Raw genomic sequence first — 16,882 nt, 5'->3', positions numbered from 1 at the left:
GGAAAGTGTTTCGACACGGAGACCGGACCGTCAGACCTCCTCCGTTTCCCAAGCCGCGCGATCTACGCCCGGCTCCGTCTCGCCCTTGGCGATCTTCGCCTGCCGGAGGCCAAGCCCCACGCCGATGAGCGCAAGCGCGCCGCCGACGGCATGATAGGCGTGCAGTTCTTCGCGCAGGATCGCCCAGGCGAGGACCGCGACGATGATCGGCAGGAGATTGATGAGCAGCGAAGTGCGGGCGGCTCCGAGATTCCGGATGCCGATCATCCAGCAGAGCGGCGCGACCAGCGACGTCGGAATGGCCGCATAGAGGATCAGCGGCAGATTGGCCGAGGTGATCGGCGAAATATCGCCCATCAGGAAAACCGGAATCAATAAAATGGTCGAAAAACCGATCTGCCAGAACAATTGCTGCCACGTGGAAAGCGGCATCGCCCAACGCTTCAACATCACGCCGTAGAGCGAGTTGGATAATACGGCGATGATCATCAGGCCGTCGCCGATATGAAAGCCGCCACTCAGCAGCGTCGCCGGGTGCCCTTGCGAGGTCAGATAAATCAGGCCGATCAGCGAAATGGCACCGCCTGCGAGGTTGGCGGCCGTCAACTTTTCGCCGGCCAATGCGCTGGCGAGCAGCGTCGATAGCAACGGCATCAGCGCCACAATGACCCCCATGTTGACCGCCGAGGTGGTCTTAGCGGCCTCATAGGCGAGGCTTTGATAGATGACCATGCCGAGTGCGCCGAGGGTGGCGAGCTTCAACCAATATTGTTTAAGGAGCGCGCGGTTCTGCCATGCGGCCCCGCCAACGAAAGGCAGGAGAACGAGGAAGGCCAGCAGCCAGCGATAGAAGGAGATCGAGCCTGGCGAGATGACACCGGACGCCGCCTTGGTGACGACCGTGTTGCCGGACCAGATAAGGACGGTGCAAAGCGGAGCCAGCGCTGCGCTCGTCATGATGGAGGCTGGCTTATCGGCTCGAGACGTCGTGTTGCTGCTCATGGCGGTCCTCCTGTCGGATGGTCGGCCTGGCTGGATGGAGATTTCGCTTTTACCCTTTGTCTGATTACTGGTATATAGCGAGTTTCAGACATCGGTAGCGGAATACGGACATGAGCCCGCGAGAACCACGTATTCAAGGCGACCCGCCGCAGCCAGTTTCCTTCCGCACGGAGAATTACAAAGGCGGCACGGTGTTTCCGGCCAAACGCCAGACCTGGGGCGAACTGAACTATGCGCTGACCGGCGTGGTCGATTTCGATATTCAGGGCGTGCGTTATCTGTCGCCGCCCCATTACGCGATCTGGATTCCGCCCGATGTGCTGCATGAAGCATGGAACCAGTACGACGTTCGCTATGTCACCGTCTACGTCGAGCGGTCGCTCTGCGCCAATCTTCCGGCGACACCTGCAACGCTTGGGCTCAGCCCGCTTCTGAAGGCGATTCTTGCCGATTTCGCCGCTCGTGACATCACCTTGCCGAAGACCGAGGAGGATCTCCGGCTGGCCCAGGTTTTGGTCGACCAGATACGTTTGGCGCCGCGCAGCGAAAGCTATTTGCCGCTCTCGGATGATGTTTTGCTCGGGCCGGTTCTCCAGGCGCTGCAGGCGGATCCCGGTAATCGCAAGTCCCTGGCGGAATGGGCGCGCCAGATAAAAACGACCGAGCGGACGCTTTCCCGCCGCTGCCACGACCATCTCGGCATCTCCTTCAACGAGTGGCGCCAGCGGCTGAAGCTGGTCGCGGCGCTGGCGCTGATTGACGCCGGTCAGCCGGTGCAACAGATCGCGGTGCAGCTAGGCTATAGCAATGCCTCCGCTTTCATCGCGATGTTCCGCCGGCTGACGGGGACGAGCCCGACGCAGATGCGCTGACATTGTCACCGATCGATCACCAATACCTCGAGCCTACGCAATTGCTCGGGATCAGCCATTGCATCGATGCCGATAATCCGGCCATCGTTGGCGACGGAAAAACGGAGCGCGATGCGCAATTGTCCGCCGAAAACGACGATCGCGCCGACAGCGCCGTTGATGACGGCCGGCAGGGCTCCCTGGGCACGGCCGCGGAAGGTTTCGGCCACCGCCGTGCTTCCACGGATTTCCGCCAGCGAGCCCATTCGCGTTGCCACGGCATCGGCGCGGAAGACGACGTCCGGATCGAGAGCGGCAAGGAGCGCATGCAGGTCGCCGCCGCGCGACGCGGTCAGAAAAGCATCGACCACATGCCGCTGGCGGGTCAGATCAGCTTCCGCAGCAACCGGCGCTCCCTGCACCCGGCGCCGCGCCCGGCTGGCAAGCTGGCGCGTGGCGGTCGTCGTGCGCCCGACGATCGGAGCGATGTCGTCGAAGGGCATGTCGAACATATCGTGCAGCACAAAGGCCAGCCGCTCGGCCGGGGTCAGCTTTTCCAACACCACCAGCAGCGCCAGGCCGACTGAGTCGGCAAGCAGCGCCTCCTGCTCCGGATCGGTACCTGTGCCCGCTTCGTGGCTGACGACCGGTTCGGGGACGTGGACGGTCAGCGGCTCCTCGCGTCGGGATTTGCGGGAGCGCAGCCAGTCGAGACAGATGCGGGCGGTGACCGTCGTCAGCCAGCCGCCGAGGTTTTCGACATCAGAAATATCCGCGCGGCTGAGCCGCAACCAAGCCTCCTGGACCGCGTCTTCCGCCTCAGTGCGCGAGCCGAGCATGCGGTAGGCAACCGCGCGCAAATGCGGCCGGTTGGCCTCGAATTTTTCTGCCTGCCACTTTTTTTCGTCCATCGGTCACATTCCTTGTTCGTGCTCCGTCATGCCTATGACGAACGAAACCCAGCCGATGTGACAAAGGATCGACAAGGGCCGTGCCGTCAAGATCGGCCCCTGTTGGGCTCACCGAAAAACACCTCAAGGAGAGAATGATGCAAGCCCGCATGAAGAACCCCGCCGTCATCCTGCCGGAAACCCTGCAAGCCCTCTTGGCGGTCAGCGCCTCGATTAGGGATCGCGGTGTGTCCGAGAACACGATGGATCTCGTGCATCTGCGCGTCAGCCAGATCAATGGCTGCAGCGTTTGCACCGATATGGGCTTCCGCAAGCTGCAGAAGGAGGGAGAAAAGATCGAGCGGATCGTTGGCGTCTCCGCCTGGCGCGAAATGCCCTATTTCACCGATGCCGAACGCGCCGCCCTTGCGCTCGGTGAAGCGATGACCCGCCTTGCCGACCGGCCGGACGCGGTGAGCGATGAAATATGGAACGAGGCGGCCAAACATTATGATGAAAAAGCACTGTCCGCTTTGATCATCTCCGTTGCCGTCGACAACGTCTGGAACCGGCTCAACGCGACGGTCCGGCATCCGGCGGGAGCCTCCTGGAGCTGATGGTGTAGGATTGTGGCAGCACCACCTTCTCCCCGCCGGGGAGAAGGGAACTAAGCGGCTCCGAGCCGCGACGTTGCCAGCAATTTTGCCAGCCAGTCGACGAATACGCGCACCTTGTTGCTGAGATGCCGGTTCGGGGGATAGACGATGTGCAGCGGCAGGGGCGGGCGGGTCCAGCCGGGGAGGACCGAGACGAGTTCCCCCTTGGCAAGCGCATCACGCACCATGAATATCGGCGTTTGGGCGATGCCGAGGCCGGTCAATGCGGCGTTGACGTAGCTGCGGCTGTCGTTAACCGAAAGGATGTAGCGCGGACTGATTTCCAGCGATTCATTGCCGCGATGGAATTCGAACGGAATCGTCCGCCCGGTCTGGGCGCGAAAATAGCTGATGGCATAGTGGCTGCTTTCCAGCTCTTCCGGCCTTTCGGGCATGCCGAATTTTTCGATGTAGCGTGGAGCGGCACAGGTGACGAGATGCACTTCTCCGACGCGCCGGGCAATCAGCGACTGATCGCTCGGCATGCCCGCACGCAGGGCGCAGTCGACATTCTCCGCCAAATAATCCACCAGTCGGTCGCCGACGCCGAGATCGATACGGATGTCCGGATAACGTTGATGAAAATCGCAAATTGCCGGCATGACGATGGTGTCGGCGAAGGCGCCCGCCATCTCGACGCGCAGGCGACCGCTTGGCAGGCTTTGCGAGTTGCTGATGCTGCCATCCAGTTCCTCGATTTCGGAGAGGATCTGAATGGCACGTTCGTAATAGAGCGCTCCGTCTGTCGTGACCATGACGCGGCGGGTCGTGCGGTTCAGGAGCTTCGTATGCAAATGCGCCTCGAGCGACTGGATGAGCGTCGTCACCGTCGCCTTCGGCATGGAAAGGGTCGTGGCGGCGCGGGTGAAATTGCCCGTCTCCACCACGCGCGCGAATGCCCGCATTGCTGATAGCTGGTCCATTTTTGAGGCGCCTTTCGACCACAGCGTAAAAGGGGTCGATTGTTTGTTCTGGTGAATAGTCTGATCGAATATAGGCCACTTATTCTCAGAACGGAATAACAATATGTTGTGAATGTGAATGTTGCAAAGCGGCATGGGGCGCTCGGGGCCGCGTAATTCGGAACATGATCCTGAAACGTGTGAAACGGTTTTCAGAAGAGGTCATGTTCAATCGAATAGATAAGGATGTGGGTCCATGAGTGCGCCGTGGAAAGATGTGATGCTGGAAAACGTGCCCACGGGGCCGGTTGCAGCACGGGTCTACAACGGTGAAGGTATGAAGAAGGCTGCGCCCATCGTGCTTTACCTGCATGGTGGTGCCTTTATCGATACCGAGCATGCTATTGACCGGCCGGTGGCTGCAAGTCTTGCGGAAGCCGGTGCGATCGTGGTTGCGGCCGATTACACCAGCGGCAACCAGAATGCCTTTCCGCAGGTGTTGGAATGCGCCTACGGGATTCTCGCCTATCTCGGCAACAAGCGGAACATGCTTGCGTTGGGCGGGGCGAAAAAATCGCTGCTCTTTGTCGCCGGTGAGGAATCGGGTGGCAATGTTGCAGCGGGCGTGGCTTTAAAGGCGCGCGATCAGATGCCCGGTTCGCTGGACGGACAGGTGCTGATTTCGCCTTTGCTTGATCCTTTCATGGGATCGAAATCTTTCCTCCAGGCGGAGGAAAGCGGCATGCGCGAGCGTTGGACGGAGGGTTGGAACCGTTACCTGGGCTTCCTGGGCGGTGTCTGTCACCCCTATGCAGCGCCTCGATACTGTTCGCGGCTTTCGGGCCTCGCGCCGGCATTGGTGCTCACGGCCGAGGACGACCCGCTCCGCGACGAGGGCATGGAATACGGCAGCCGCCTGAAAGGGGCCGGCGTTCGTGTTCGCCAGCAAGTCCTTCCCGCCGGGACAGGCTGGCCCACCATCTACGGCGGGCAGTCTAAGGATAAGCCGTCATGGCAGCAGGATGTCTGCTGTTGTTTCCGGCACTTTGTCGAGGATGTGCAGGCTTGATCGACCAAGTCTGATGATGTCGAGACGCTAGGAATTTTCGATCCCGTGCCCCAAGCCGGGATCAACAGGAGAGACTAACATGAAGTCCAACGGTAAGCGCTGGGCCCTATTGGGCGCCGGCATAGGTGTTGCTGCGGCCGTTGCAGGCGCAGCCTTGTATTTGGATATGCCCCGTGGCGCTCAAGCGACCGAGACGGCGGCCGCGGCTGCAAAGCCGGCGATCCCCGTCACCGTCGCCGCCGTCGAGGCGCACGACATCACGACCTGGCAGGAGTTTTCCGGCCGGCTCGAAGCCATCGACCGTGTGGAAGTCCGTCCGCGTGTGGCCGGCGCCATCCAATCGGTGCACTTCCGCGAAGGCGCGTTGGTCAAGCAGGGCGACCTGCTGGTGACGATCGATCAGGCACCCTATGAGGCGGCCGTCGCCCAAGCGCAGGCGGAAGTTGCTGCGGCCAAGGCCAAGCTGGATCTCGCCAAGGTCGAAGTCGACCGCGGCCAGAAGCTCTCCGACAACAAGACGATCTCGCAGAGCGATATGGACACGCGCGCCAGCAACTACGCCGGGGCCGAGGCCAATCTGAAGGCGGCGCAAGCCGCCCTGCAGACGGCACAGTTGAATCTCGACTATACGCAGGTTCGCGCTCCGATCGCCGGTCGCGTCGGCAAGATCGAGGTCACCGTCGGCAACCTCGTTGCTGCCGGTTCCGCTTCGCCGGCACTGACGACGCTGGTCTCGGTCGATCCGATCTACGCCAGCTTCAATGCCAGCGAACAGACTGTCACCCAGGCGCTCGCACAGCTTCCGGCGACGGATGGCGCGGTTCCGCCGGTCGAACAGATCCCCGTGCAGATTGGCACCACCAACGACAACGGCACGCCGATCAACGGCAAGCTGCAACTGATCGACAATGAAGTCGATGCGGCCAGTGGCACCGTTGCCGTACGTGCCGTCTTCGACAATCCGGGCGGGCGCCTTATCCCCGGCCAGTTCGTACGTGTTCGCATGGGCCAGCCGAAAGCTGAAAACAGGATCGTCATCAACGACCGCGCAGTCGGCACTGATCAGGACAAGAAGTTCGTCTTCGTCGTTGATGGTGAAAACAAGGTCAATTACCGGCAGGTCCAACTCGGGTCGCTGGTCGACGGGCAGCGAGTGATCGAGAACGGCCTGAAAGTCGGCGAGAAGATCGTCGTCAACGGGCTGCAGCGCATCCGTCCCGGTGCAGTCGTCGCACCGCAGATGGCCGAGAAGGTCGCGACCGCTCAATAAGACTTCGCCTTCTGCCCGCGGGGAGAAGGCCGATATCCGAAATCGCATGATCCGCCGGCGGCTTTCAAATCGCCGGACAGGAGTTTTGCATCCGTTTTCACCCCGGAGGGGGCTTTGATATGAACATCTCCAGATTCTTTGTTGACCGCCCGGTCTTTGCCGGTGTTCTTTCGGTCCTCATCGTGGTCGCCGGCCTGATCGGTCTTAGAGCGCTGCCGATCTCCGAATATCCAGAGGTCGTGCCGCCGTCGATTGTCGTGCGCGCCACCTATCCCGGCGCCAACCCGACCGTCATTGCCGAAACGGTGGCGACGCCGCTCGAAGAGCAGATCAACGGCGTCGAGGGCATGCTCTACATGTCCAGCCAGGCAACGTCCGACGGCGTTCTCAACGTTACGGTCACCTTCAAGCTCGGCACCGATCCGGACAAGGCGCAGCAGCTCGTGCAAAACCGCGTTTCGCAGGCCGAGCCGCGCCTGCCCACGGAAGTCCGTGCCCTCGGCATCACGACCGTCAAGAGCTCGCCTGATTTCATCATGGTCGTCAATCTCGTCTCGGACGGGGCCGACCACGACATCACTTATCTGCGAAACTATGCGACCCTGAACATCAAGGATCGGCTCGCCCGCATCGAAGGCGTCGGGCAGGTGCAGGTCTTCGGCGCCGGCGACTATTCCATGCGCGTCTGGATCGATCCGCAGAAGGCAGCCGAGCATAATCTTGCCGCCAGCGACATCAGCAATGCGATCAGCTCCCAGAACGTCCAGGCTGCGGCCGGCATCATCGGTGCCTCACCCAGCCGGCCGAGCGTGGATTTGCAGCTCAACGTCAATGCCCAGGGCCGCCTGCGCACACCCGAGGAGTTCGGCAACATCATCGTCAAGACGGGCGCCAACGGCGAGATCACCCGCCTTCGCGACGTCGCCCGCGTCGAGCTCGGTGCGGAAGACTATACCCTGCGTTCGCTGCTCGACGGCAAGCCGGCGGTCGCCGTCGCGGTTCTCCAGGCGCCCGGTTCGAACGCGATCGAGATTGCGAACAATGTGCGCTCGACCATGAACGAGCTGCAGCAGGCCATGCCGGCGGGCGTCAAGTACGACATCGTCTACGACACGACGAAATTCGTCCGCGCCTCGATTGAAAAGGTCCTCGACACACTACTCGAAGCCATCGCGCTCGTCGTCCTCGTCGTCATCCTGTTCCTGCAGACATGGCGCGCCTCGATCATCCCGCTGATCGCCGTTCCGGTGTCGATCATCGGCACCTTTGCGGTGATGTATGTCTTCGGCTTCTCGATCAACGCGCTCAGTCTATTCGGCCTGGTGCTGGCGATCGGTATCGTCGTGGACGACGCGATCGTGGTGGTTGAGAACGTCGAACGCAATATCGAGAACGGGCTCAGTCCGCGAGACGCCACCTACAAGGCCATGAAGGAAGTCTCCGGTCCGATCATCGCGATCGCGCTGGTGCTCGTCGCCGTCTTCGTGCCGCTCGCCTTCATCTCCGGCCTGTCCGGCCAGTTCTACCGCCAGTTCGCGCTGACGATCGCCATCTCGACCGTCATCTCTGCCTTCAACTCGCTCACCCTGTCTCCGGCACTGGCATCCCTGCTCCTGAAGGGCCATCATGCGCCGAAGGATTGGCTGACGCGGTTCATGGACGCGGTCTTCGGCTGGTTCTTCCGCGGCTTCAACCGGGCGTTCGGGGCCGGTTCGAAGTACTACGGCAAGGGCGTCGGCGGCCTGGTGTCGCGCAAGAGCATCGTCATGGTGCTCTATCTCGCGCTGGTGGGGGCGACCTACAGCCTGTTCACCACAGTTCCCGGCGGTTTCGTGCCGTCGCAGGACAAGCAGTATCTGATCGGCTTCGCACAGTTGCCGGATGCTGCGAGCCTTGACCGCACGGAGAACGTGATCAAGCGCATGACCGATATTGCGCTCGCCCAGCCGGGCGTCGCCAATGCGATCGCCTTCCCGGGTCTGTCGATCAATGGCTTCACCAATTCCTCGAATGCCGGCATCGTTTTCGTGACGTTGAAGGACTTCGACGAGCGCAAGACGCCTGACCTTTCAGGTGGGGCGATCGCCATGGCGCTGAACCAGAAGTTCGGCGCCATCCAGGACGCCTTCATCGCCATGTTCCCGCCGCCGCCGGTCAACGGCCTCGGCACGACAGGCGGCTTCAAGCTGCAGATCGAGGATCGCGCCGGCCTCGGCAACCAGGCTCTCGACCAGGCGGCCAAGGCGGTGATAGCCAAGGCCTACCAGACACCGGAACTCGCCGGCATCTTCTCGAGCTTCCAGATCAACGTGCCGCAGCTCTTTGCCGATCTCGACCGTGCCAAGGCCGAACAACTCGGGGTCTCCGTCACGGATGTCTTCCAGACGCTGCAGATCTATCTGGGTTCGCTCTACGTGAACGATTTCAACGCCTTCGGCCGCACCTACAGCGTCCGCGTGCAGGCCGATGCCAAGTTCCGCGCTCAGCCGGACGATATCGGCCAGTTGAAGGTTCGCTCGGCATCGGGCCAGATGATCCCGCTTTCGGCTTTGCTGAAGGTCGATGCCACCACCGGTCCGGAACGCACGAACCGCTACAACGGCTTCCTTGCGGCCGATATCAATGGCGGCCCGGCGCCCGGCTACTCGTCGGGTCAGGCACAGGCGGCGATCGAGAAGATCCTGCATGAGACGTTGCCGCCCGGCATTGACTTCGAATGGACGGACCTGACCTACCAGCAGATTCTGGCCGGCAATTCCAGCGTCGTTGTTTTCCCGCTGGCGCTGCTGCTCGTCTTCCTCGTGCTGGCCGCCCAATACGAGAGCCTGACCTTGCCGCTCGCCATCATCATGATCGTGCCGATGGGCGTATTGGCGGCGCTGACCGGTGTCTGGCTCACGGGTGGAGACAACAATATCTTCACCCAGATCGGCCTGGTGGTGCTCGTCGGTCTGTCGGCGAAAAATGCGATCCTGATCGTGGAATTCGCCCGCGAGCTGGAATTCGAAGGCCGCACGCCGGTTCAAGCTGCCGTCGAAGCCAGCCGTCTGCGTCTGCGCCCGATCCTGATGACCTCCATGGCTTTCATCATGGGTGTCGTGCCGCTGGTCACCTCGACCGGCGCTGGTGCCGAGATGCGCGCCGCCATGGGTATCGCGGTGTTCTCGGGCATGATCGGCGTAACGTTCTTCGGCATCTTCATGACGCCGGTGTTCTACGTGCTGATCCGCAGGCTGACGGGCAACCGTCCGCTGAAGCAGCATCACCACAATGACAACAACAGCCATTCGGCAGAGGTTCTCCCGATCGCCGCCGAATAGGAGAGCCGTGTCGGGCAGTACCCCCAGTGCCCGATATGCCGTGGGCGGGACCGCAAGGTTCCGCCCTATTTTTTATCTCACTTTAGCTTTGATATTTTCCATTTCGGCCAATCTGTTTTTCAAAGATTTTGCCCCTTGTCCGCCAATTTCATTTGCATGCTGACGTCATGGGTTTATCAAACAGTTAGGCACATGATTGACGTACGTCGGGCCGGAGGAGCCGCCCGCTAACGGTCATTCACGAGGGAGGATTCTATGCACATCGCCATCATCGGAGCAGCCGGCATGATCGGCCGAAAATTGACGGCACGGTTGATCGCCGATGGCGGTCTCGGCGGCCGGGAGATCACCAGGCTGACATTGGTCGATGTCGTCGAGCCGCCTCTGCCGCAGGGTTTTACCGGCAAGGTGAAGGCGCGTGCCCGGGATCTGTCTGCGCCAGGAGCGGCGGAGAAGATCATCGCCCGCCGGCCGGATGTGATCTTCCATCTCGCGGCGATCGTTTCGGGCGAGGCGGAACTCGATTTCGACAAGGGCTACCGCATCAATCTCGACGGCACCCGGCAGCTCTTCGAAGCGATCCGAGCCGCCCATGCCGAGGACGGCTATCATCCGCGCATCGTCTTTACTTCTTCCTGCGCTGTTTTCGGCTCACCTTTTCCGACGCCTATTCCCGACGATTTCCATCTGACGCCTCTCACCAGCTATGGTACGCAGAAGGCGATCAGCGAACTGCTGCTGGCCGACTATACGCGGCGCGGCATTTTCGACAGCATCGGTATTCGCCTGCCGACCATCTGCATTCGTCCCGGCAAGCCGAACAGGGCGGCCTCCGGTTTCTTCTCCGGCATATTGCGCGAGCCGCTGATCGGCCAGGAAGCCGTGTTGCCGGTGCCGGAGGACGTGCGGCATTGGCATGCCTCGCCGCGTTCGGCAGTCGGATTTCTCGTTCATGGCGCGACGATCGATCTTGCGCCTGTCGGGGCTGACCGAAATCTCTCCATGCCGGGCGTCAGCGCCACGGTTGGCGAGCAGATCGAGGCTTTGCGTCGCATTGCCGGCGAGAAGGCGGTAAAATTGATCCGCCGCGAGCCGGACGAGATGATAATGCGCATCGTCTCCGGTTGGGCCCAAGGCTTTACGGCGACGCGGGCGAGGGAGTTGGGTTTTGTGGCCGAAAGCTCTTTCGACGAGATCATTCAGGTCCATATCGAAGACGAATTGGAAGGACGCATTGCATGACCGGTCGGAAGATCGCTTTTCTCGGAGCTGGGCTGATGGGAGCCCCGATGGCGAGGCGGTTGCTCGCTGGGGGCTTTGCCGTCACCGTCTGGAATCGCGATCGGAGCAAGGCTGATGCATTGGCGGCCGATGGAGCGACCGTCGCTGCGACGGCAGCGGAGGCCGCCAAGGGGGCCGCCGTCTTGTTCACCATGCTGACCAATGCCGGCGCGGTCAGTGAGGTGCTGTTCGGAAGCGGTGTTGCGGAAGCATTGGAGCCCGGCGCCATCGTGATCGACAATAGCTCCATTCCGCCGCCGCTCGCCCGCGAGAACGCGGCAAAGCTGGCGGAGCGCGGCGTTCATCATATCGATGCTCCCGTTTCCGGCGGCGTGGTTGGTGCAGCCGCCGGAACGCTGGCAATCATGGCGGGCGGCGAGGCCGAAATCATCGATAGTGTCCGGGACGTGCTGGCCCCGCTCGGCCGGGTTACCCGTGTGGGACCAAGCGGCGCCGGCCAGCTCGCCAAGCTCGGCAATCAGCAGATCGTGGCGGTCACCATCGGCGCGATTGCGGAAGCCATGCTTCTGGTCGAAGCCGGCGGCGGTTCGCGTGAGGCGTTTCGCGCTGCCATTCGCGGCGGTTTTGCCGAAAGCCGGATTCTGGAGCTGCATGGTCAGCGCATGATCGAGCGCAATTTCGTACCCGGCGGCACGTCGCGCAACCAATTGAAAGATCTCGACGCCGTTCTTGCCGCTGCTCAAAGCTTGTCGCTGCATCTGCCGTTGACCGAGGCCGTCAGGGCGGAGTTCGCCGAATTCGTGGAGCAGGGCGGCGGTGAAAGCGATCACAGCGGCTTGCTGGCGCATCTGGAAGAAAAGAATGCTCGACGAAAGACCTGAGGAAGACATGACCGACAACGGCACATCCAAGCGTCGTCTGCGCTCGCAGGACTGGTTCGACAATCCCGATCATATCGATATGACCGCGCTCTACCTCGAGCGCTTCATGAATTACGGCATCACGCCGGAAGAGCTGCGCTCCGGCAAGCCGATCATCGGCATTGCCCAGAGCGGCAGCGACCTGACGCCTTGCAACCGCCATCACCTCGATCTCGCGAAGCGTGTCCGCGACGGCATTCGCGATGCCGGCGGCATTCCGATCGAATTCCCGACCCATCCGATCTTCGAGAATTGCAAGCGCCCGACGGCGGCACTCGACCGCAATCTCGCCTATCTCGGCCTTGTCGAGGTGCTTTACGGCTATCCGCTCGACGGCGTCGTGTTGACGACGGGCTGCGACAAGACCACGCCGTCGGCGCTGATGGCGGCCTCCACGGTCAATATTCCGGCGATCGTCCTCTCCGGCGGTCCGATGCTGGACGGCTGGCACGACGGCGAGTTGGCCGGTTCCGGCACGGTGATCTGGCGTTCGCGCCGCAAGCTGGCGGCCGGCGAGATCGATGAAGAGGGCTTCATGGAGGCATCGCTCGCCTCGGCGCCTTCGATCGGCCATTGCAATACCATGGGCACGGCCTTGACCATGAACGCCATGGCCGAGGCGCTCGGCATGTCGCTCACCGGCTGCGCCGCCATTCCCGGCGCCTATCGCGAACGCGGGCAGATGGCCTATCGCACCGGCCGCCGCGCCGTCGAGCTGGTGCTCGAGGGCATCAAGCCGTCAGACATATTGACCCGGCAGGCTTTCCTCAATGCGATCCGGGTGAATTCGGCGATCGGCGGCTCAACCAATGCGCAGCCACATATTGCAGCCATGGCAAAGCATGCCGGCGTCGAGCTTCACCCGGATGATTGGCAGATCCATGGATTCGACATTCCGCTGCTGGCTAATGTGCAGCCGGCGGGCGCCTATCTTGGCGAGCGCTTCCATCGCGCCGGCGGCGTGCCGGCCGTCATGTGGGAGCTGCTGCAGGCCGGCAAACTCGATGGTGACTGTCCGACCGTTACCGGCAAGACGATGGCCGACAACCTGAAAGGCAGGGAAGCAACGGATCGCGAGGTTATCCGTCCTTTCGGAGAGCCTTTGAAGGAGCGGGCCGGCTTCCTGGTGCTGAAGGGCAATCTCTTCGATTTCGCCATCATGAAGATGAGCGTCGTTTCAGAGGATTTCCGTCGTCGCTATCTGCAGGAGCCGGGCCGCGAGGGCGTGTTCGAAGGCCGGGCGGTGGTGTTCGACGGATCGGAGGATTATCACAAGCGCATCAACGATGCCGATCTCGGTATCGATGAGAACACGATTCTCGTTATTCGCGGGGCCGGGCCGATCGGTTGGCCGGGCTCTGCCGAAGTCGTCAACATGCAGCCGCCGGATGCGCTGCTGAAGCGGGGCATCAGCAGCCTGCCGACGATCGGCGACGGCCGCCAGTCGGGTACCGCCGACAGCCCGTCGATCCTGAACGCCTCGCCGGAAAGTGCGGCTGGCGGCGGCCTCGCATGGCTGAGGACCGGCGACACCATTCGCATCGATTTCAATCACGGCCGCTGCAACATGTTGGTGGACGAGACTGAAATCGAGCGGCGCAAGGAGGACGGGATTCCTGCGGTTCCGCCGGATGCGACGCCTTGGCAACGCATCTACCGCCGTTCGGTCACGCAACTTTCAGATGGCGCGGTGCTCGACGGCGCTGCCGATTTCCGCAACCTCGCGGCCAATCCGCCGCGCCATAATCATTAACCACAAATTGATTGCACCGAGAGTTGCGGACGAAAGCCGGTACCTATCGAGAGGTTATTAAATATCGTTAAAGGGAGTGGTGCAAAGATATCGCCGAAATCATGCAAACTTCCATGTGTCCAGAGGGGCGACTCGGTGGAAGAGACGGTGTCAGCGCGATCCGAACAGGAGTTCCAGAACCTTTTGAGAAGGCTGGAACTGGCGCTGGAGACGTCTCAAATCGGCGTCTGGGAGCATAATCTGAACGAAGAGGAAGTGCTCTGGGATCCGCAGATGCACAAGCTCTATCAGACCGGCCGTACCGATCGCAAAGTGCCCTCTGAGATCTGGCTGAACGCTCTTCACCCCGACGATGCCGAGCGGGCTGTCGCCGAGTTCGATATGGCGGTTGTGGAAAAAGGTTTCTACAACTCACAATTTCGCATCATCCTACCTGACGGAACGGTGCGCTATCTGCGCTCGCGCGCCCATTTCTATGAGGGACCTGATGGCGAGCCGTCCTTCATCGGTGCGGAGTGGGATGTCACAGCCGATGTCCTGCTGAACCGCGAGCTGACCGACCAGAAAGCGGTCGCGGAAGCGCGCGCTATTGCGCTGGAGCAGAGCCGGGCCCGTATCGAGCACGCTGCCGACCACGACTATCTGACCGGCCTGCCCAACCGCCGCTACTTCGATCGCCGGTTGGCGGAGCTGCGCGCCGATGCGGCGGTCAAGACGCTGGCCGTCCTCCACATCGATCTCGACTGTTTCAAGCAGATCAACGATAAATGGGGGCATGCGGCTGGCGATTTGACGCTGCAGAATGCGGCGGTGCGGATTTCCGGCGCGATTGCGGCTGATGATATGGTCGCCCGCATTGGCGGTGACGAATTCGTCGTGATGCTGGTCAATCTCAATGGTGTCGATGAACTCAAAACCATTGCCGATGATATTCTCTGGCGGCTGAGGTGCGATGTCCGCTTCGGCCATGACATGCTGCAGGTGGGAGCTTCGATCGGGGCGGCCTGGAGCACCGTGGGCGGGGCCGGCAATCTGCTGGCGGAATCTGATATCGCCCTTTATCAAGCAAAGAAATTGGGCCGCAACCGTGTCGAATTCTTCACGCCGAAACTACAATCCGATCTGCAGGCCGAACGGCAATTGGCAGAGGAATTGCGATTGGCGCTGATCCGGCATGAAATCGTGCCGTTCTACCAAATCCAAGTGGATGCGCGCAGCCGACGGATCGTGGGACTGGAGGCTCTGGCCCGATGGTGGCATCCGGAGAAGGGACTGCTGGCGCCCGCAGCCTTCCTCAAGGTGGCTGAGGAATACGGGCTGACGGCGGAGATCGATGCGGCCATCCTGAACCGCGTATTGTTCGACCGCGCCAACTGGGCCCTGCAAGGCCTGATGCCGCCGCGTATCGCCGTCAACATCTCGGGAAACCGTCTGGCCGATCCGCACCTGATTGAACGGCTGCAAGCTCAGAATATACCAAGCCATGCCATTGCCTTCGAACTGATCGAGACGATCTTCCTCGACGATCCCGACGACAAGGTGCTCGCCAATATCGACGCGATCAAAAAGATGGGTATCGAGATCGAAATCGACGATTTCGGCTCCGGTCATGCCTCATTGATCGGCCTTGTGAAACTGAAGCCGAAGCGGCTGAAGATCGATCGGCAGTTGGTGACGGCAATTACCGTTTCGGACGAACAGCGCCGCATGGTGGGCGCGATCGTGGAAATAGCAAGGGCGCTCAGCGTTGAAGTCATCGCCGAAGGCGTGGAAACCGAGGACCACGCGCGGGTTGTGACAGACTTCAGGGTTATGCGATCGGCTATCCTTCGCCGGGAAGCGAAATCGCGGTGCTGTTGGCATCGGCTCAGAAGCCGGATCCGCACCGGACTTCCGGCAATTCCCACGACAATGCCGGATCTACCGGATTTGAAGAGCGGCAATCAACCCATAGCTGATGCCACCGAGCGCCAGCAGCGACAGCGTGGCTGCCGTGATGACCCGGCCGCCGGCATGGGCAACGGAACGGATGTTCACGGACAGGCCGAGTGCTGCCATGGCAATCACCGTCAGGATGTTGGATATCACCGCCATCTGCGCGATCAATGCGTCCGGGATCAAGCCGAAAGAGCGCAGGGCCATCAGCCCTAGAAAGCCGCAGATGAACCAGGGAACCAGCGAGTGATGCTGGCCTGTGCGGCTGTCCATCCCCGCCGTTTTGGTCTTGGTGATAATGCCGAGCAGGAAGATGACAGGCCCGAGCATCAGCACGCGGATCAGCTTGACCAGGGTACCGGTCTGCACCGCAAGGAGGCTGACCGGCGCGGTCGCGGCAAGCACCTGCGGCACAGCATAGACGGTCAATCCTGCCAGCACGCCATATTGCGGCACGCTCATGCCGGCGTGGAAATAGAGAAGCGGCAGCAGGAAGACGGCGGCGATGCCAAGTACGGCGGTGAAGGCAAGAGCGGCGGCAATCTCCTCCGAACCGGCCTCGATGACCGGCGCAACGGCAACGATGGCCGAGTTGCCGCAGATGGAATTGCCGCAGGCAATCAGCGTCGCCAGTTTCGGTGGCAGGCCAAGCAGCCGGCCGGTCATATAGGTCGCTGCGATCGACAACACGACGACGATGGCAATGCCGGCGATCAACCAGACACCGGCGCCGCTGATGGCCGAGAGGCTGATCGAGGAGCCAAGCAGGACAATGGCAATTTCAAGCAGGATCTTGGCGCTGAAATCGATGCCGGGGCGCAGTGCGGGCGTCAGCGGCTTTACGGTGCAGACGACAATGCCGAGCGCAATGGCGAGCACCAGGCTCTCGATCCACCGGCGACCGAAAATGCCGATCTCTATACGCTCGAAGGCATAGGCGAGAAGGGCCACGAGGCTCGTAAGGATAAGGCCGGGAAGGATGATATGGGCTCGTCTGAAAAGGGGCATGCGGGACCGCCGTTTGGCTATGGAGAATTTTCTATGACGAGAAAGTCTCACCTCCTGATGTCGA

12 protein-coding genes and 1 pseudogene are annotated in these 16,882 nt (G+C 61.5%); 9 read left to right on the top strand and 4 right to left on the bottom strand.

The genetic code is table 11. The features are described from left to right. Window positions 1-30 precede the first annotated feature (30 nt). Window positions 31-1,002 (bottom strand): DMT family transporter, encoded by a 972-nt coding sequence (locus QA646_RS11990; RefSeq protein WP_283055677.1) that lies wholly within the window; start codon window positions 1,000-1,002, stop codon window positions 31-33. Window positions 1,003-1,112: 110 nt separating this feature from the next. On the opposite strand from QA646_RS11990, the gene QA646_RS11985 reads away from it, so the two are divergent. Continuing rightward, window positions 1,113-1,874, top strand: a complete 762-nt coding sequence (locus QA646_RS11985; protein ID WP_283055676.1) for a helix-turn-helix transcriptional regulator — start codon at window positions 1,113-1,115, stop codon at window positions 1,872-1,874. A gap of 5 nt (window positions 1,875-1,879) precedes the next feature. Here the strand turns inward: QA646_RS11985 and QA646_RS11980 are convergent, their stop codons facing one another. Next, complete coding sequence (locus QA646_RS11980; RefSeq protein WP_283055675.1) at window positions 1,880-2,764, bottom strand: sigma-70 family RNA polymerase sigma factor; 885 nt, start codon at window positions 2,762-2,764, stop codon at window positions 1,880-1,882. Between the two features lie 137 nt (window positions 2,765-2,901). Between QA646_RS11980 and QA646_RS11975 the strand changes: the two genes are divergently transcribed. Next, entirely contained in the window at window positions 2,902-3,360 is a 459-nt protein-coding gene (locus QA646_RS11975; protein WP_283055674.1) for a carboxymuconolactone decarboxylase family protein, read from the top strand. A 50-nt stretch (window positions 3,361-3,410) separates the two neighbouring features. Here QA646_RS11975 and QA646_RS11970 read toward each other — a convergent pair whose 3' ends face one another. Next, window positions 3,411-4,322 (bottom strand): LysR family transcriptional regulator, encoded by a 912-nt coding sequence (locus tag QA646_RS11970; RefSeq protein ID WP_283055673.1) that lies wholly within the window; start codon window positions 4,320-4,322, stop codon window positions 3,411-3,413. 235 nt (window positions 4,323-4,557) lie between these two features. On the opposite strand from QA646_RS11970, the gene QA646_RS11965 reads away from it, so the two are divergent. From QA646_RS11965 to QA646_RS11935, 7 genes and pseudogenes are all read left to right on the top strand, one after another. Beyond that, window positions 4,558-5,370, top strand: coding sequence for an alpha/beta hydrolase (locus tag QA646_RS11965; protein ID WP_283055672.1), 813 nt, complete (start codon window positions 4,558-4,560; stop codon window positions 5,368-5,370). Window positions 5,371-5,449: 79 nt separating this feature from the next. After that, a complete protein-coding gene (locus tag QA646_RS11960) occupies window positions 5,450-6,640 on the top strand; it encodes an efflux RND transporter periplasmic adaptor subunit (RefSeq protein ID WP_283055671.1) in 1,191 nt (396 codons plus the stop codon). Between the two features lie 119 nt (window positions 6,641-6,759). Next, entirely contained in the window at window positions 6,760-9,960 is a 3,201-nt protein-coding gene (locus QA646_RS11955) for an efflux RND transporter permease subunit (RefSeq protein WP_283055670.1), read from the top strand. Between the two features lie 255 nt (window positions 9,961-10,215). Then, a complete protein-coding gene (gene denD / locus QA646_RS11950) occupies window positions 10,216-11,202 on the top strand; it encodes a D-erythronate dehydrogenase (protein WP_283055669.1) in 987 nt (328 codons plus the stop codon). Beyond that, window positions 11,199-12,083 (top strand): NAD(P)-dependent oxidoreductase, encoded by an 885-nt coding sequence (locus QA646_RS11945; RefSeq protein ID WP_283055668.1) that lies wholly within the window; start codon window positions 11,199-11,201, stop codon window positions 12,081-12,083. Before denD ends, QA646_RS11945 begins: the two co-directional genes overlap by 4 nt. A 7-nt stretch (window positions 12,084-12,090) precedes the next feature. Further along, on the top strand, window positions 12,091-13,875 hold the full coding sequence (locus tag QA646_RS11940) for an IlvD/Edd family dehydratase (protein ID WP_283058855.1): 1,785 nt from the start codon (window positions 12,091-12,093) through the stop codon (window positions 13,873-13,875). 135 nt (window positions 13,876-14,010) lie between these two features. Further along, window positions 14,011-15,833, top strand: a pseudogene (locus QA646_RS11935) (EAL domain-containing protein). Here the strand turns inward: QA646_RS11935 and QA646_RS11930 are convergent. After that, complete coding sequence (locus QA646_RS11930) at window positions 15,796-16,818, bottom strand: putative sulfate exporter family transporter (RefSeq protein ID WP_283055667.1); 1,023 nt, start codon at window positions 16,816-16,818, stop codon at window positions 15,796-15,798. The pseudogene QA646_RS11935 and the gene QA646_RS11930 sit on opposite strands and share 38 nt — an antisense overlap. Between the last annotated feature and the right edge of the window lie 64 nt (window positions 16,819-16,882).

Source organism: Rhizobium sp. CB3090, from assembly GCF_029714285.1.
Taxonomy (GTDB): domain Bacteria; phylum Pseudomonadota; class Alphaproteobacteria; order Rhizobiales; family Rhizobiaceae; genus Rhizobium.
Note: the sequence above shows the minus strand (reverse complement) of the source record. Positions and strands in the feature narration are given on the sequence as shown.

Excerpts from the sequence above, each read along its gene's own strand:
- QA646_RS11965 (WP_283055672.1), top strand. The coding sequence starts at position 4,558 with ATGAGTGCGCCGTGGAAAGATGTGATGCTGGAAAACGTGCCCACGGGG.
- QA646_RS11930 (WP_283055667.1), bottom strand. The coding sequence starts at position 16,818 with ATGCCCCTTTTCAGACGAGCCCATATCATCCTTCCCGGCCTTATCCTT.
- QA646_RS11970 (WP_283055673.1), bottom strand. The coding sequence starts at position 4,322 with ATGGACCAGCTATCAGCAATGCGGGCATTCGCGCGCGTGGTGGAGACG.
- denD (WP_283055669.1), top strand. The coding sequence starts at position 10,216 with ATGCACATCGCCATCATCGGAGCAGCCGGCATGATCGGCCGAAAATTG.
- QA646_RS11975 (WP_283055674.1), top strand. The coding sequence starts at position 2,902 with ATGCAAGCCCGCATGAAGAACCCCGCCGTCATCCTGCCGGAAACCCTG.
- QA646_RS11955 (WP_283055670.1), top strand. The coding sequence starts at position 6,760 with ATGAACATCTCCAGATTCTTTGTTGACCGCCCGGTCTTTGCCGGTGTT.
- QA646_RS11960 (WP_283055671.1), top strand. The coding sequence starts at position 5,450 with ATGAAGTCCAACGGTAAGCGCTGGGCCCTATTGGGCGCCGGCATAGGT.
- QA646_RS11985 (WP_283055676.1), top strand. The coding sequence starts at position 1,113 with ATGAGCCCGCGAGAACCACGTATTCAAGGCGACCCGCCGCAGCCAGTT.
- QA646_RS11940 (WP_283058855.1), top strand. The coding sequence starts at position 12,091 with ATGACCGACAACGGCACATCCAAGCGTCGTCTGCGCTCGCAGGACTGG.
- QA646_RS11945 (WP_283055668.1), top strand. The coding sequence starts at position 11,199 with ATGACCGGTCGGAAGATCGCTTTTCTCGGAGCTGGGCTGATGGGAGCC.
- QA646_RS11980 (WP_283055675.1), bottom strand. The coding sequence starts at position 2,764 with ATGGACGAAAAAAAGTGGCAGGCAGAAAAATTCGAGGCCAACCGGCCG.
- QA646_RS11990 (WP_283055677.1), bottom strand. The coding sequence starts at position 1,002 with ATGAGCAGCAACACGACGTCTCGAGCCGATAAGCCAGCCTCCATCATG.